Origin of the sequence: Kitasatospora sp. MAA19, from assembly GCF_029894125.1 — a bacterium.
Lineage (GTDB): Bacteria > Actinomycetota > Actinomycetes > Streptomycetales > Streptomycetaceae > Kitasatospora.
Genome location: NZ_JARXYZ010000009.1, coordinates 20458 through 35034, shown reverse-complemented (window position 1 = coordinate 35034; position 14577 = coordinate 20458). Strand labels below are relative to the sequence as shown.

The 14577-nt window shown below is 76.0% G+C and carries 8 protein-coding genes and 1 pseudogene; 8 read left to right on the top strand and 1 reads right to left on the bottom strand.

The annotated features are described in order from the left end of the window. The first annotated feature begins 242 nt into the window (after nt 1-242). The 5 genes from P3T27_RS16160 to P3T27_RS16140 all read left to right on the top strand — a co-directional run bounded on the left by P3T27_RS16160 (nt 243) and on the right by P3T27_RS16140 (nt 11157). Nucleotides 243-3335 (top strand): amino acid adenylation domain-containing protein, encoded by a 3093-nt coding sequence (locus P3T27_RS16160; RefSeq protein ID WP_280678910.1) that lies wholly within the window; start codon nt 243-245, stop codon nt 3333-3335. Then, a complete protein-coding gene (locus tag P3T27_RS16155; RefSeq protein WP_280678908.1) occupies nt 3332-4507 on the top strand; it encodes an acyl-CoA dehydrogenase family protein in 1176 nt (391 codons plus the stop codon). The genes P3T27_RS16160 and P3T27_RS16155 overlap by 4 nt, the downstream gene beginning before the upstream one ends. A gap of 46 nt (nt 4508-4553) precedes the next feature. After that, on the top strand, nt 4554-6344 hold the full coding sequence (locus P3T27_RS16150) for an AMP-binding protein (protein WP_280678906.1): 1791 nt from the start codon (nt 4554-4556) through the stop codon (nt 6342-6344). A 137-nt stretch (nt 6345-6481) separates the two neighbouring features. Further along, nucleotides 6482-8305: a non-ribosomal peptide synthetase gene (locus P3T27_RS16145; protein WP_280678904.1), complete on the top strand. Its 1824-nt coding sequence runs from the start codon at nt 6482-6484 to the stop codon at nt 8303-8305. Continuing rightward, on the top strand, nt 8302-11157 hold the full coding sequence (locus tag P3T27_RS16140; RefSeq protein WP_280678902.1) for a condensation domain-containing protein: 2856 nt from the start codon (nt 8302-8304) through the stop codon (nt 11155-11157). The genes P3T27_RS16145 and P3T27_RS16140 overlap by 4 nt, the downstream gene beginning before the upstream one ends. A 43-nt stretch (nt 11158-11200) precedes the next feature. Here P3T27_RS16140 and P3T27_RS16135 read toward each other — a convergent pair. Next, nucleotides 11201-11493 (bottom strand): annotated as a pseudogene (locus P3T27_RS16135) (hypothetical protein); the annotation flags it as partial. Between the two features lie 465 nt (nt 11494-11958). Between P3T27_RS16135 and P3T27_RS16130 the strand changes: the two are divergent. The 3 genes from P3T27_RS16130 (at nt 11959) to P3T27_RS16120 (ending at nt 14576) form a co-directional block, all read left to right on the top strand. Continuing rightward, entirely contained in the window at nt 11959-12801 is an 843-nt protein-coding gene (locus tag P3T27_RS16130) for an NmrA family transcriptional regulator (protein WP_280678900.1), read from the top strand. A 191-nt stretch (nt 12802-12992) separates the two neighbouring features. Then, on the top strand, nt 12993-13592 hold the full coding sequence (locus P3T27_RS16125) for an anthrone oxygenase family protein (RefSeq protein ID WP_280678898.1): 600 nt from the start codon (nt 12993-12995) through the stop codon (nt 13590-13592). 270 nt (nt 13593-13862) lie between these two features. Next, complete coding sequence (locus P3T27_RS16120) at nt 13863-14576, top strand: polysaccharide deacetylase family protein (protein WP_280678896.1); 714 nt, start codon at nt 13863-13865, stop codon at nt 14574-14576. The last annotated feature ends 1 nt before the right edge of the window (nt 14577 follow it).

The window sequence follows — 14577 nt, the reverse complement described above, 5'->3', positions numbered from 1 at the left end:
GGCCCCGAGCCCCCGACACCGAACCGCCTGACCACCGAACCGCCGAATCCACTGACCGCCTGACCGCCTGACCGCCCGACCGTCCGGCCACCTGATCACCTGATCACCTGATCACCTGACCGCCGAACCGTCGGGCCGCCGAAGCGCGCCATCACCCCGGCGCGCCCGGCACCAGGGCCGGGCCATCCACGCCCGCCCCGCCACCGCAGTGCCAACACGCCCACCACACAAGGGAGTCACCGATGTTCGCGCTCTCCTCCTCGCAGGAGATCGTCTGGCTGCACGAGCAGATGCTGCCGGGCAGTCGTGCGTACAACTTCACCGCCGTGCTCGACCTCTGGGGCACCCTCGACGAGCCGGCGCTGCGCGTCGCGCTGGCCGCCGTCCTCGGCCACCACCCGGGCCTGCGCCTGGAGTTGGTCGCCCGCCCGGAGGGCCTGCCCGGCCAGCGGGTCGCCGAGCGGTGCGAACCGCTGCTGCGCCGCAGCGACTTCACCGCCGAGGCCGACCCGGAGGCCGCCTTCCGGGCCCTGCTCGCCGCCGAGGCCGAGGAACCGCTGGACACCACCAAGGCGCCGCTGCTGCGCTGGCACCTGGTGCGCCTCGGCGAGGACCACCACCGGCTCGTCCACGTCGAGCACCACCTCGTCCACGACGGCCACTCCTTCGCGATCCTGCTGCGCGATCTGTTCACCGTCTACCGCGCCCACGTCCTGGACGAGCCCTACCAGCTGTCCGAGGCCCCCTCGTACGAGCAGCACGCCCGGACGGCCGTCGACCCGGACGCCCGCGAGCGCGCGCTCGCCTTCTGGCTGCGGGAGCTGACCGACGCCCCGCGCGAGGTCACCCTGCCCGGGCTGGCCACCCCCGGCGCCGTGCGCCGCCACCGTGGCGGGCAGCTGCGCCAGGCGATCGGCGCCGACCTGGCCGAGCGGCTGCGCGCCCGCAGCAAGGAGGACGGGCATACCCCGTTCAGCACCCTGCTCGCGCTCTTCGCCGAACTGCTGCGCCGCCACGCAGGCCACCGCGAACTCGTGGTCGGCACCGCCGTCGGCAACCGCCCGGCGGGCTTCGAGGGCACCGTCGGCATGTTCGTGAACACCGTCCCGCTGCGCCTGCGGCTGGACCCGGCCGTTCCCGGCACCGAGGCCGTCGACGAGGTGACCGACGTCCTGCTGCGCGCGCTCCCGTACCAGGACCTGCCGGTCCAGGAACTGACCCGCCGGCTCGGGCTGCACACCGGCGGCGCCGACAATCCGCTGTTCAACGTGATGTTCAGCGCGCACGACGCGGCGCTGCCGGACGTCCAGGCGCCCGGGCTGGAGGTCTCGCTGTACGAGGGCTTCAACACCGGCACCACCCGCTTCGACCTCGACCTGGTGCTGCTGCCCGACGACCGCCGGGTGGTCGGCGAGAAGCACGGCGCCGCCGGGATGACCCTGGTCTGGGACTACGACGCGGACCTCTTCGGCGAGGCCGAGGCCACCCTGCTGTCCGAGCGCCTGCTGGAGCTGCTGCGCTGCTACCTGGACCGGCCCGAGGCCCCGATCGCCGCGCTCGACCCCGCCCCGGCCGCTGAGCCCGCCGCCGCCGTCACCCCGGCCGGCCTCGACCCGGCCGCCGCCCACGACCCCACCGCGCTCGCCCTGATCGCCGGCGCCGAGCGACTCAGCTACGGCGAACTCGACCGCCGAGTCGCCGAGTTGGTCGAGCGGATGCGCTCCGCCGGCGTCGTCCCCGGCCAGCCGGTGGCCGCCGTCCTGCCGCGCGGCGTGGACAACGTGGTCGCCCTGCTCGCCTGCCTGCGGTACGGCGCCGTCTACGCGCCGCTGTCCGCCGAGGACCCGGCCGCCCGGCTCGGCCTGCTGCTGGACCGGCTCGCCCCGGCCCTGGTCCTGGCCACCCGGCAGAGCGCGCTCGCGCTGCCCGCCGAGGGCGTCACCCCCGCGCTGCTGGACGGCCCGGCCTTCCCCAAGGCCGAGCCCGCCGCCGTGCTGGACGGCGCCGCGTACCTGATCCACACCTCCGGCTCCACCGGCGTGCCCAAGCCCGTCCTGGTCGGCCGCGACGCGCTCGCCGGGTACGTCGCCGCGATCGCCGCCCGCTACGAACTGGCCCCCGCCGACCGGGTGCTGATGTTCGCCCGCCCGTCCTTCGACGTGGCGCTGGAGGAGGTGCTGCCCGCGCTCGCGGCCGGCGCCGCCCTGGTCGTGCCGCAGCGCGAGGTGCCCACCGGGCCCGAACTCGTCGCCGTGCTGGCCGCCCGCGGCGTCACCGTCGCGAACCTGCCGACTAGCTACCTGCTGGCCGTCCGCGAGGACCTGTCCGAGGCGCTGCGCGACGGCCGCTGGTCGCCCCGGCTGCTCGTCCTCGGCGGCGAGCGCCTGCCCGCCCGCGCGCTGGCCGGCCTGACCGAGGCCACCACCGTGGTGAACGCCTACGGAGTCACCGAGGCCACCGTCACCTCCACGGTGTACGAGGTCACCGCCGCTGACGTGGCCGAGGACGCCGAGATCCCGCTCGGCGCCGAACTGGACGGCGCGCGCGTGTACGTCCTGGACGAGACGCTGCGACCGCTCCCGGCCGGCTGCGTCGGCGAACTCGCCATCGGCGGAGCCATGGTGGCCGACGGCTACCTCGGCCTGCCGGAGCCGACCGCCGCCCGCTTCGTCACCGTGCCCGCCCTCGACGGTGCCCGGGTCTACCGCACCGGCGACCGCGGCCACCGCGACCTGCGCGGCCGGCTTCGCTTCCTCGGCCGCTCCGACAACCAGGTCAAGCTGCGCGGCCACCGGATCGAACTGGAGGAGATCGAGGCCGCCGCCTCGGCCGAACTCGGCGGCCGCTTCTGCGCGGTGGTGCTGCACGACGACCCGCAGACCGGCCCCCGCCTGGTCGGTTTCCTGGAGGGCGCCGACCGCCCCGACCAGGCCGCCCTGCACGCCGCCCTCGCCCAGCGCCTGCCCGGCGGGCTCGTCCCCGCCACCTGGACGACCGTCGAGGCGATGCCCACCCTGCTCGGCGGCAAGCCCGACCGCGCCGCCCTCGCCCGGCTCGCCGGCGAGGCCCCCGCGCAGGAGACGGGCCCGGCCGCCGTAAGCGCCTTCGCCGACCCCGGCCAGGAACTGATCGCCGCCGCCTGGCGCGAGGTGCTCGGCCACGACCGCTTCACCGCCGAATCCCACTTCTTCGAGGTCGGCGGCCACTCGCTGCTCGCCGCCCAGCTCGCCGCCTGGCTGGAGCCGCACCTGGGCAGCCGCCCGCCGCTGCGCACCCTGTTCCGCCACGCCGTCCTGGCCGACCAGGCTCGCGCCCTCACCGGAGACGCCGCATGAGCGCCCCCTCCGCCGTCCTGGAGGACGGCCACCGCGAGATCGTCGAGGCCTTCGAGAGCTTCGTCCGCCGCGAACTCGTCCCGCTGGCCGCCGAACTGCCCGAAACAGCCGACGAGATACCGGCCGAACTGCGGGCCTACGTCCGCAAGCGCTCCGCCGCGCTCGGCTTCTACGCCGGCGACTACCCCGAGGAACTCGGCGGCGCCGGCATGCCGTTCACCGCCGTCGTGCTGCTGCACCACGCCGCCGGGCGCAGCGGCTGCCCGCTCGCGCCGTACGCCCTGGCCGGCTCCGACGGCCCCAGCCCGCTGCTGCGGCACGGCACCCCCGAGCAGATCGAGCGCCACCTCGTCCCGCTGGTGCGCGGCGAGCAGACCCGCTGCCTCGCCCTCACCGAGCCGCACGCCGGCTCGGACGCGTTCCGCCTCACCACCACCGCCGTGCGCACCGGTGACGGCTGGGTGCTGAACGGCCGCAAGACCTTCGTCAGCAACGCCGAGCGGGCCGGCCTGACCCTCGTCGTCACCGCCACCGACCTCGGCGAGGGCGCCGGGCCGACCGCCGGCGCCACCGCCTTCGTCCTCCCGATGGACCAGCCCGGCCTGCGGATCGGCCAGCGCTACGAGGGCATGTCCGGCGAGCCGCTGTTCGAGCTGCTGCTCGACCAGGTCACCGTCTCCACCGACGCCGTGATCGGCGGCGAGGAGGGCGTCGGCGCGGCCACCGCCCTCGCCATGGACAGCCTCTCCCGGGGCCGCCTGGTCGTCGCCGCGATGTGCAACGGCATCGCCGAGTACGCGCTGCGCATCGGTACCGAGTACGCCCGCGAGCGGCGCGCCTTCGGCCGGGTGATCGGCGAGTACCAGCACGTCCAGGAGCACCTGGTGAGCACCCGGGCCGAGGTGGAGTGCTCCAAGCTGCTCACCCTCGCCTGCGCCCGGCTGGTCGACGACGGCACCGAGGCACCCGAGAACGCGGCGCTCGCCAAGCTCACCGCCTCCGAAACCGCCGTGCGCGCGGTGGACCGCTCGCTCCAGGTGCACGGCGCCACCGGCTGGGTGCGCGGCCACCCGCTGGAGTTCCTGTACCGCTACGTGCGGATGACCACGATCATCGAGGGGACCTCCGAGGTCCAGAAGGTGATCGTCGCCCGGGCCATGGGCCTGAACTGACGGATCGTCAACAAGCTGTCAGTCAACCGTCAATCACCTGGAGACGATGATGGAATCCCTGAGCATCGGGTACGGCCGTCCGCATCAGGACGGCGCGGTCCTCGACCTGTTCGCCACCTGGGTGCACCGCACCCCCGACGCGCCCGCCCTGGTCGACGGCGCGCACACCTACAGCTATGCCGAACTCGACCGCCTCGCCGACACGGTGGCCGAGGCGCTGCGCGAGCGGGTCCGCCCCGGCGACCTGGTCGGCGTCTGCCTCGGCCACTCGGTCGACCTGGTCGCCGTCACCCTCGCCACCGCCAAGCTCGGCGCCGTCCACCTGCCGCTCGGGGCGCGCCCCGGCGAACGCCGGTTGCAGGCCGTCGCCGAGCAGCTGAGGCCCGCCTGCCTGGTCGGCGACCCGGCCGGACTGCCGCACTCCGACGAGCGGCTGGCGCTGGGCCTGCCCACCGGCGCGGTCGCCGCCCTCGTCCCCGGCGAGCAGGTGGACGTGCCCGTCGGCACCCACTACGCGGTGCTCACCTCCGGCTCGACCGGCACCCCCAAGGCCGTCGCGGTCGGCGAGCCCGCCCTCGGCGCGGTGCTGCAGTGGTACCGCGAGCTGACCGGCCTCGGCCCCGGCCAGCGGCACAGCCTGCTGATCGGGGTGTCCTTCGACCCGCACGTCCTGGAGCTGTGGGCCACCCTCACCTCCGGCGCCGCGCTCGCCATCGCGCCCGAGGCCGTCCGCTGGGACTCCGGCGCGCTCACCGACTGGTGGCGCGAGGCCGGCGTCACCGTCAGCATCCTGCCCACCCCGCTCGCCGAGCCGATCCTGGCGCGGCCCTGGCCGCAGGGGCTGACGCTGCGCCACCTCACCATCGGCGGAGACCGGCTGCGCCGGGCCCCCGGCCCGGACGTCACCGCGACCGTCCACAACGCCTACGGGCCCGCCGAGGCCACCGTCACCACCACGGTGCACACCATGGCGCCCGGCCTCGACCACGGCGCCGGCGCACCGCCGATCGGGCTGCCGATTGCGGGCGCGGTCGTCCTGGTCACCGACGAGGACGGCCGACCGGTGCCGCGAGGTCAGGCCGGCGAGCTGCGCATCGGCGGCCGCGGGCTCGCCGCCGGCTACCTCGACCCCGAGCTGACCGCCCGCCGCTTCGTCGGCGTGCCGGCCGGCGTGGACGGCATCGACCGGGTCTACCGCAGCGGCGACCGGGTGGTGATGCGGGCCGACGGCGTGCTGGAGTTCCAGGGGCGGCTCGACGACCAGGTCAAGGTCAGCGGGGTGCGGATCGAACCCGCCGAGGTCGAGGCCGCGTTCGAGCGCGACGTGCGGGTGCGGCGGGCCGTGGTCGCGGCCGCACCGGCACCGGCGGGCGGCGTCCGGCTGCTCGCCTTCGTCCAGACCGTCGCCGGGGCCGCGGCGGGTGGCGCCGAGGACCTGCTGGTGGGCGTCCGGCCGTGGCTGCCCGAGCAGGCCGTCCCGGCGGCCGTCCGCCTGGTCGACACCTTCCCGCTGGACGCCAACGGCAAGGTCGACCGGGCCGCGCTGCTCCTCGCACCGGCCCCGGACGAGCCGGCGGCGGGGGAGGAGGGCGCCACGCCCACCGAGCGCACCGTGCTGCGGCTCTGCCGCGAGCTGCTCGGCCGCGCCGACCTCGGGCCCTCCGACAACTTCCTCGCCGCGGGCGGAAATTCGCTCGCCGCCGCACGGCTGCTGGAGGCGCTGGAGGAGGAGTACGGGGTGCGGCTGCGGGCGCCCCTGGTGCTGCGCCAGCCCGACCTGCGGGCCGTCGCCCGGCTGGTGGCGGAGCGGCAGCCGGCCGCCGCTGCCACCGTCTAGGCCCGAGGGGCCGCTGGACCTGGACCTCAGGTCCAGCGGCCCTGACCGGCCCTGACCGGCCCTGAGACCGCCCGCCCGTACGACCTGCGCAGGGCGCCCCGGCCGTTGGCCGCCGGGGCGCCCGGAAGGGAATCACCATGCCCACCGCAACTCTCCCGGACCTGATCGCCCGGCACGCCCAGGAGCGCCCCGACGCGCTCGCCGTGACCGACGGCGACACTGCTCTGACGTACCGTCAACTACTCGACGGTTCGGCCCGACTGGCCGCCGCACTGACCGCCCGCGGGGTCGGCCCCGGCAGCGCCGTCGGCCTGCTCTGCGCCCGTTCGACCCGCCTGGTCGTCGCCCAGCTGGCGATCTGGCGGGCCGGCGGCCACGTCGTCCCGCTCGACCCCGGCTACCCGCGCCCGCGGATCGCCGAGATGACCGGGGACGCCGGCGTCCGGCTCGTCCTCGGCGACAAGGCGCTGCTCGCCGGCGCCGGACTGGCCGAGGAGCAGACCCTCGCCCTGACCTCGACCCTCGTCCTGGCCGAACACGACGCCGACTTCGACGCCGACTCCGCTGCCGCCGCCGGCGGAGGCGGTGCACTCGACGCCGCCGACCCGGCCGCGCCCGCCCTGCTCTTCTACACCTCGGGCTCCACCGGCCGCCCCAAGGGCGTCATCGTCCCGCACAGCGCCGTCGCCGACCTGGTCGCCGCCCCCGACGCGTTCACGCTCGGCCCCCGCGACCGGGTGCTCTTCCACTCCACGGTCAGCTTCGACGCCTCCACCTTCGAACTCTGGGCCCCGCTGGCCCGCGGCGCCGCCGTCGCCATCTCCCCGAGCGACCGGCCCACCGCCGAGGAACTCGTCCGCGACGTCGAGCGGTTCGGCGTCACCACCGTGTTCATCACCACCGCCCTCTTCCACCACCTGGCCGCCCGGCAGTCCCGGATCTTCGGCGTGCTGCGCACCCTGGCCGTCGGCGGCGAGGCCCTGTCGCCCGAGTACGCCGGGGCGGTGCTGCGCGCCTTCCCCTGGCTCGAACTCTTCAACGTCTACGGGCCGACCGAGGCCACCACCTTCACCACCCTGCACCGGATCACCCCGGCCGACTGCACCACCGGCCCGGTCCCGATCGGCCGAGCCTTCGGCGGCGCCCGCACCCTCGTCCTCGACGAGCAGTTCGCACCGGTGCCGCCCGGCACCGTCGGCGAACTGTGGATCGCCGGCGGCCGGCTCGCCCAGGGTTACCTGAACCGGCCGGAGCTGACCGCCGAGCGCTTCCGCGACCTCCCGGGCACCGGGCGCGCCTACCGCAGCGGCGACCTCGTCCGCCAACGCCCCGACGGCGCACTGGAGTTCCACGGCCGCACCGACGACCAGGTGAAGGTCCGCGGCTTCCGGATCGAACCCGGCGAGGTCGAGCACGCGCTGCTGCAGTTCCCCGAGGTGGCCGAGGCGGCCGTCGTGGTCCGCCGGGCCGGGCACACCGACGCCGCGCTGGCCGCCTGCCTCGTCCTCGCCGACGGCAGCCGCCCGGCCGTCGAGACGCTCCGCACCCGGCTCGCCGAACGGCTGCCCGCCCACCTGGTGCCCACCGCCTGGACCGTGCTCGCCGCCCTGCCGCTGACCGGCACCGGCAAGATCGACCGCCGCGCCCTCGCCGCCGTCGGCGACCCGGCCGCGGACGGGCCCGGCACCGCCGCCGCCCTCAGCCCGATCCAGCAGGCCGTCGCCGACGCCTGGACCCGCGCCCTGGAACGCCCGATCACCGACCCGGTCGCCGACTTCCTCGCCGAGGGCGGCCACTCGCTGCTCGCCATGTGGGTCGTCGACGACCTCCGCGAAGACCTCGGTGTCGAACTCTCGCTCGCCGACTTCCTCGGCCACCCCACCGTCGCCGGCCAGGCCGACCTGCTCGAACGCGCCCTGCGCGCCGCACACGACGAAACCCCGCAAGGAGCCACCCGATGACCGCCCCCGAGCACCAGGCCGCCGACCAGGCCGACCTGCTGCGCCGCGCCCGCCGCAACCGCCCCGCCACCGGCGGGCGCCCGGCGGACCAGGAAGCCGGACCGGCCGGCCCCGCCCCGCTCTCGCACGCCCAGCAGCGGATGTGGCTGATGGACCACCTCGGCCAGGGCGGCGCCCTCTACAACGTCCCGCTCGCCACCCGCCTGCGCGGACCGCTCGACCCCGCCGCCCTCGCCACCGCCCTCACCGGCCTCACCGAGCGGCACGCCGCCCTGCGCACCCGCTACGGCCGCCAGGGCGACGAGCCGTACCAGCAGGCCGACCCGGTCGGCCCGGTGCCGCTGCGCACGGTGGACGCCACCTGGGAGAACGGCGCCGGGAACAACGCCCCCGCCCTGCTCGCCGCGGAGGCCGCCCGCCCCTTCGACCTCGCCACCGGGCCGGTCCTGCGCGCCCTGCTGCTGCGGCACGGCCCGCAGGACCACACCCTGCTGCTGACGATCCATCACATCGCCGTCGACGGCGGCTCGCTGCCCGTCCTCGCGGCCGACCTCGCCGCCCTCTACGCCGCCGCCCGCGACGGCCTGCCGCCGCAACTCCCGCCGGCCGGGCCGTCGTACGCCGAGTACGCCCGGCAGGAACGCGCCCGCGACGCCGAACTCACCGCCGCCGCCGACGCCCGCGCCGCACACCTGGCCGGCGCCCGCCCGCTGGCGCTGCTGCGGCCCGTCCCCTCCGGCGCGCGCGAGCGCCGGGCCGCCCTGCACACCGCCCCGCTCGCCCCCGCCACCGTGGACGGCCTGCGCCGACTCGGCGCCCGGCACGGCGCCACCCTGTTCGCCGTCGTCCTGGCCGCCGCCTTCGCGACCCTGCGCACCGCCGCCGACCAGGCCGACCTCACCCTCGGCTGCGCCAGCGGCCAGCGCCTGCGGCCCGAACTGCGCCGCACCGTCGGCCTCGGCGTCAACACCCTCGCCGTCCGCGCCGACCTGGCCGGCGACCCGACCTTCACCGACGTCCTCACCCGGGCCCGGGCCGCCCTGCTCGACGCCCAGCAGCACCACGAGATCCCCTTCGACCTGGTCGTCGAGCGGCTCGGCGCGGCGGCCCGCGGCGCCGACGGCACCCCGCTGCTGTCCGTCAGCTGCGACCTCGTCCGCCCCGCCGAGCCGTTCACGCTTCCCGGCCTCACCGCCGAGGACGTCGAACTCGACCTGGGCCTGGCCAAGTTCGGCCTCACCCTGCTGGTCGAGGACGGCCCGCAGCCGCGTTGCCTGGTCCAGCACGACCGGGACGCCCTGGACGAGGGCACCGCCGAACAGCTGCTCGCCGCCTTCGCGGACCTGCTCGCCGCCGTCGCCGCCGACCCCGACCGCCCCCTCTCCGCACTCCCCGGCACCCGCCTGGCCGCCGACCGGCACCCGGTCGTCGCCGGGCTGACGGCCGATCCCCGGGTGGTCGAGGCGGCCGTTGTCGAGAGCGCCGACGGACCGCCGCTCGCCTACGCCGTGGTGCGCGGCCCCGTCGCCCCGACCGGCGCCGAACTGCGCGCCGCGCTGCGCCGCCACCTCGCGCCCGGCCGACTCCCGCTCGCCGTCACCCTGGTGGACCGGCTGCCGCGCCGGCCCGACGGCACCCCCGACGGCGACCGGCTGCCCGGCGCCGCCCCGACCACCCCGGCGCGGACCGGCCCGCTCGACGCCGTCCGGACGGCCTTCGGCGAACTGCTCGGCGCCACCCCGTCCGCCGACGGCGACTTCTTCGCCCTCGGCGGCCACTCCCTCGTCGCCGTCCAGCTCGCCGAGCGTCTGCGCACCCGCACCGGCCTGCCGCTCACCGGCCTGGACGTGCTGGAGCAGCGCACCCCGCGCGCCCTCGCCGCGCTGCTCGCCACCCGTGAGGACGAGCGTCGTGCCGCGCCCGCCCGCACCGGTGCCCGCCCGGGCGCCCGCTCCCGCGCGGGCACCGTGCTGCTCACCGGCGCCACCGGTGGTGTCGGTGCGGCCGTCCTGCAGGAGCTGATGGCGCAGGGCCGCCCCGTCCGGGCCCTGGTCCGGCCCGAGTCCGCCCACCTGCCCGCCCTGCACGGCGCCGAGGTGGTCGAGGGCGACCTCGGCGACCTCGACGGCCTGCGCCGCGCGGTCGAAGGCGTCGACGCCGTCATCCACGCCGCCTGCACCTTCACCGAGCACGCCGTCGACCTCGCCGCGATGCGCGCCCTGGTCGACGGCTGGCGCGGCGGCCCGTTCGTCTTCGTCAGCAGCATCGACGCCTACGGCCGCCCGGCCGGCACCGACGTCGCCGAAGGCGGCCCGACCGGCGAACCGGTCACCCCGTACGGGCAGGCCAAGCTGGACTGCGAGCGCATCCTGTTCGACGCCGCCGCCACCGGCCGGGGCCCCGCCACGGCGGTCCGCGCCCCGATCGTCTGGGGCCCGCAGCAGCGCCTGCGCGACCAGCTCCGCTGGGGCTCCACCGGCGCCCTCTACCAGGCCGCGCTGGCCGGGCAGCCGATCGCCCTCCCCGCCCCCGCCCCCGGCGACCGCCCCAGCTGGTACGGCGCGTCCTGGGTGCACTCCGCCGCGCTGGCCCGGGCGCTCGCCGCCTGCGTCGCGGACCGGAGCCCCGCCGCCGGCCGGATCGTCAACGCCGTCAGCGGGCACGTCTCCTGGGCGGACTTCACCGGCGAGCTCCTGCGCCTGCTCGACTCCGCCAGCCCGCTCGACCTGCGCCCCGACGCGGACCCGGAACTCCGCCGCCCCTGGCACTACCGGGCCGAGGCCTTGGCCGGCCCGCTGACCCTGGAGCCCGGCGAGGACTGGCGCAGCGTCCTGGCGGCCATGGTCGGCTGACCTGCCGAGCCGGCCCCGACGCGCCGCCCCGAGCGCGGGGGACTCACCTGATGGTGACCACCCGCGCCCACCCGGGCGGCGCGTCCGGCTGTGCTCCGGGTTCACCTCGCGGACGGCCCGGGGCGGGCTGGGCCGGGGGAACCGGCCCACCACCGTGCGGCACGGCGGCGGCGCCGACGGCCACCGGATCTGGCCCTCCGTCAGCACCACCACCACGCCTGGCCGGGGCCGGGGCGGGGGCCGGGGTCGGGCCCGCAGCGCGGCCGCGAAGCCCGCCCGCAGGTCCGTCCCGCCGCTACCGAGGAGCGGGATGCCCTCGGCGCGGCAGAGCGGGTGGTTCATCTGGCCGGCCCGGCGCCGCCGGCCCCGCGGGGTTTCCGCCGGTGCCGCTTGGGCTCCGCGTTACCCGTGAATTCCCGCCCCCCGTATGGTTCGCCACCGAATCGCACGGCCGCGGCACGGTGTTTTCCGCCGTTCTCCGGCACTTCCCGCACCCGGCGGCCGCGGGTGGTGTGTGGGTGCGGTGTGTGCGCGCTACAGGGCCGCTGGAGACGGGGTCGAGGGCGGTGGTTGGCGGCGGGCCGGGTGTGTTCTGGTGGATGGCGGAGGAGGTGTGGCCTCGCGGTTCGGGGCCCGCCGGGGGACATAGACGCTCGCGCATGGATGTGAGTGTGGAGGCTATGGTTCGCCGGCTCGGAGTGGATTTGACTGGTGGACATGAGGACGGACCGACCGGGTTCGCAGGATCGCCCGAGTCCGCTGGTTTCTTCGACTTCTTCTTCTCCGAATGGGGTGGCTGCTGTGGTTGCCAAGGGTGTTGTGGATCTTCCGGTCGATGCCGGTGTGGTGCTCGTGGTGGGTGGCACGGGTAAGACGGGTCGGCGGGTGGCGGAGCGGTTGTCGGTGTCGGGGTACGGGGTGCGGGTGGGGTCGCGGTCGGGGGCGGTGCCGTTCGACTGGCATGACGAGGGGACGTGGGGTGCGGCGTTGGAGGGGGTGAGTGCGGCGTATCTGACGTATTACCCGGATCTGGCGTTTCCGGGGGCGGTGGAGGCGGTGGGGGCGTTCGCGCGGTTGGCGGTGGAGCGTGGGGTGGGGCGGTTGGTGTTGTTGTCGGGGCGTGGCGAGGAGGCGGCGGAGGCGGGGGAGAAGGCGGTGATGGAGTCGGGGGCCGCGTGGACGGTGGTGCGGTGTGCGTGGTTCAACCAGAACTTCAGTGAGAGCTTCTTCCTGGATCCGGTGCGGGTGGGGGAGTTGGCGTTGCCGGTGGGGGGTGCGGTGGAGCCGTTCGTGGATGCGGAGGACATCGCGGAGGTGGCGGTGGCGGCGTTGACGCGGGCGGGGCATGCGGGGGAGGTGTATGAGCTGACGGGGCCGCGGTTGTTGTCGTTCGGGGATGTGGCGGTGGAGTTGTCGCGGGCGACGGGGCGGGTGGTGCGGTTCGAGGCGGTGTCGGGGGAGTCGTATCGGCGGGTGTTGGAGGAGGCGGGGTTGCCGGGGGACTTCGCGGAGTTGTTCTCGGTGATCCTGGACGGTCGTAACGCGTCGTTGGGGGACGGGGTGCGGCGGGCGTTGGGTCGTGAGCCGAGGGATTTCGCCGACTTCGCCCGTGAGGCCGCGGCCTCGGGCGTGTGGAACGTGTGAGCCGCCCGCCGATCCACCCGCGGCACCGCCCGACCGCCGTGCCAGTCAGTTCCGTTGATCGTCGGTGCCGGGCCTCGCCGGCTTCCTGACCGTCCGCCCGGGCCGATCCGGGAGGGGTGCGGAAGCCGGTGCCCGGTACCGTGACGGCCCCCGCGCTGGGCGGGGGCCGGGGAGAAACCGAAGGATTACCGATGCGCTCGAACCAGTCCGCGACCCCTGCTTCCTACACCGCTCCACCCTCCTTCAGCGGCCTCGCGCCGGGCGCCCCGACGTCGGCGGCCCCCGCCGCGCGGAGCAAGGCCGCCGGGCCCGTCCTCGTGGGCGCGACCATCGCCATGGGCCTGATGGCGGGCCTGTTCTTCGCCTTCGACGTGTCGGTGATGCCGGGCCTGGCGGCCGGCGACGACCGGACGTACGTGACGGCGATGCAGCACATCAACAAGTCGATCGAGAACGGGATGTTCGGCCTGGTCTTCGTCGGCGCCTTCGTCGCGACGGGCGTGGCGGCCTGGCTGCAGCACAAGGCCGGGCGTCGGCAGGCGGCGCTGTGGGCGGCCGCGGCGACGGTGCTCTACGTGGTGGCGCTGATGGTCACGATGGGCGTCAACATCCCGCTCAACAACCAGCTGGCGCAGGCCGGCGACCCGTCCCAGATCACCGACTTCGCCGGCGTGCGCGCCAAGTTCGAGGGCACCTGGGTGGCCACCAACATGCTGCGCACGCTGCTCTGCACGGCGGGGCTGGCCGCTCTGACCCGGTCCCTGGTCCTGCACGGCCGCGCCTCGCGCTGAACGTCCGTGTGCGCTGGACGTCCATGCGCTGAGCGCTTGCGCGTCGGACGGTCCTCGCGCTCCGAACGCTCGGGCCCCGCAGCGGGGTTGCCGCACCGCCTCCGGTGGATCCCGCCGGGGGCGGTCGGCATGCCCGGGCTCTCGGCCCCGCCGCTGGTCAACCCGCCGAGCGGCTGGCCGAATTCGCCCCCGGCCGGTCGCGGAGGCAGCGCCCTTCGGCGCAGACTGGGCGGTACAGGGCAGTTCCGACCTCACGGGCAGGGGGCAGGCATGGTCGCACATTCCGGCAGGCGTAGGTCAGTTGGAGGGTTCAGGGCCACGATCGGCGCACTCGCCGTCGCGCTGCTGGCCGGAGCGGCGGTCGCGGTGCCCGCGGCCCCGGCCGAGGCGGCGGGGGGCAGGGCGGACGCGGCGGGCAAGGGTGGAAAGGTCGTCTACCTCACTTTCGACGACGGCCCCAGCCCCGCGTACACGCCCGAGATCCTCGGGATCCTCGCCCGCTACGGGGTGCGCGCGACCTTCTTCGAGATCGGGCAGAACGTCGCCGCCCATCCCGGGCTCACCGGGCAGGTCGCCCGGGCGGGCCACAGCGTGCAGAACCACTCCTGGTCGCACCCGGACCTGCGCAGGCTCTCCGGATCCGCCCTCAACGCCCAGGTGACCGACACGGACCGGGCGATCCGCGCCCAGACCGGTCGCACCCCCAGCTGCCTGCGCCCGCCGTACGGCGCGGTCAACGGCGCGGTGCGCTCGCGCGCGGCGGCGCTCGGCAAGCAGGTGGTGCTGTGGTCGGTGGATCCGGCCGACTGGTCCCGGCCGGGGACGGCGGCCATCCAGTCGCGGGTGCTGAACCACGTCCGCCCGGGCTCGGTGGTCCTGATGCACGACGGCGGCGGCAACCGCGGCCAGACGGCCGCCGCGCTGCCGACGATCCTGTCCACCCTCAAGGCGCGCGGGTACACCTTCGGCACTCTCTGCGGATAGC

Bases quoted from the DNA above. Each gene is read 5' to 3' on its own strand.
- P3T27_RS16160 (WP_280678910.1), top strand. From the start codon at position 243: ATGTTCGCGCTCTCCTCCTCGCAGGAGATCGTCTGGCTGCACGAGCAG.
- P3T27_RS16150 (WP_280678906.1), top strand. From the start codon at position 4,554: ATGATGGAATCCCTGAGCATCGGGTACGGCCGTCCGCATCAGGACGGC.
- P3T27_RS16145 (WP_280678904.1), top strand. From the start codon at position 6,482: ATGCCCACCGCAACTCTCCCGGACCTGATCGCCCGGCACGCCCAGGAG.
- P3T27_RS16140 (WP_280678902.1), top strand. From the start codon at position 8,302: ATGACCGCCCCCGAGCACCAGGCCGCCGACCAGGCCGACCTGCTGCGC.
- P3T27_RS16155 (WP_280678908.1), top strand. From the start codon at position 3,332: ATGAGCGCCCCCTCCGCCGTCCTGGAGGACGGCCACCGCGAGATCGTC.
- P3T27_RS16125 (WP_280678898.1), top strand. From the start codon at position 12,993: ATGCGCTCGAACCAGTCCGCGACCCCTGCTTCCTACACCGCTCCACCC.
- P3T27_RS16120 (WP_280678896.1), top strand. From the start codon at position 13,863: ATGGTCGCACATTCCGGCAGGCGTAGGTCAGTTGGAGGGTTCAGGGCC.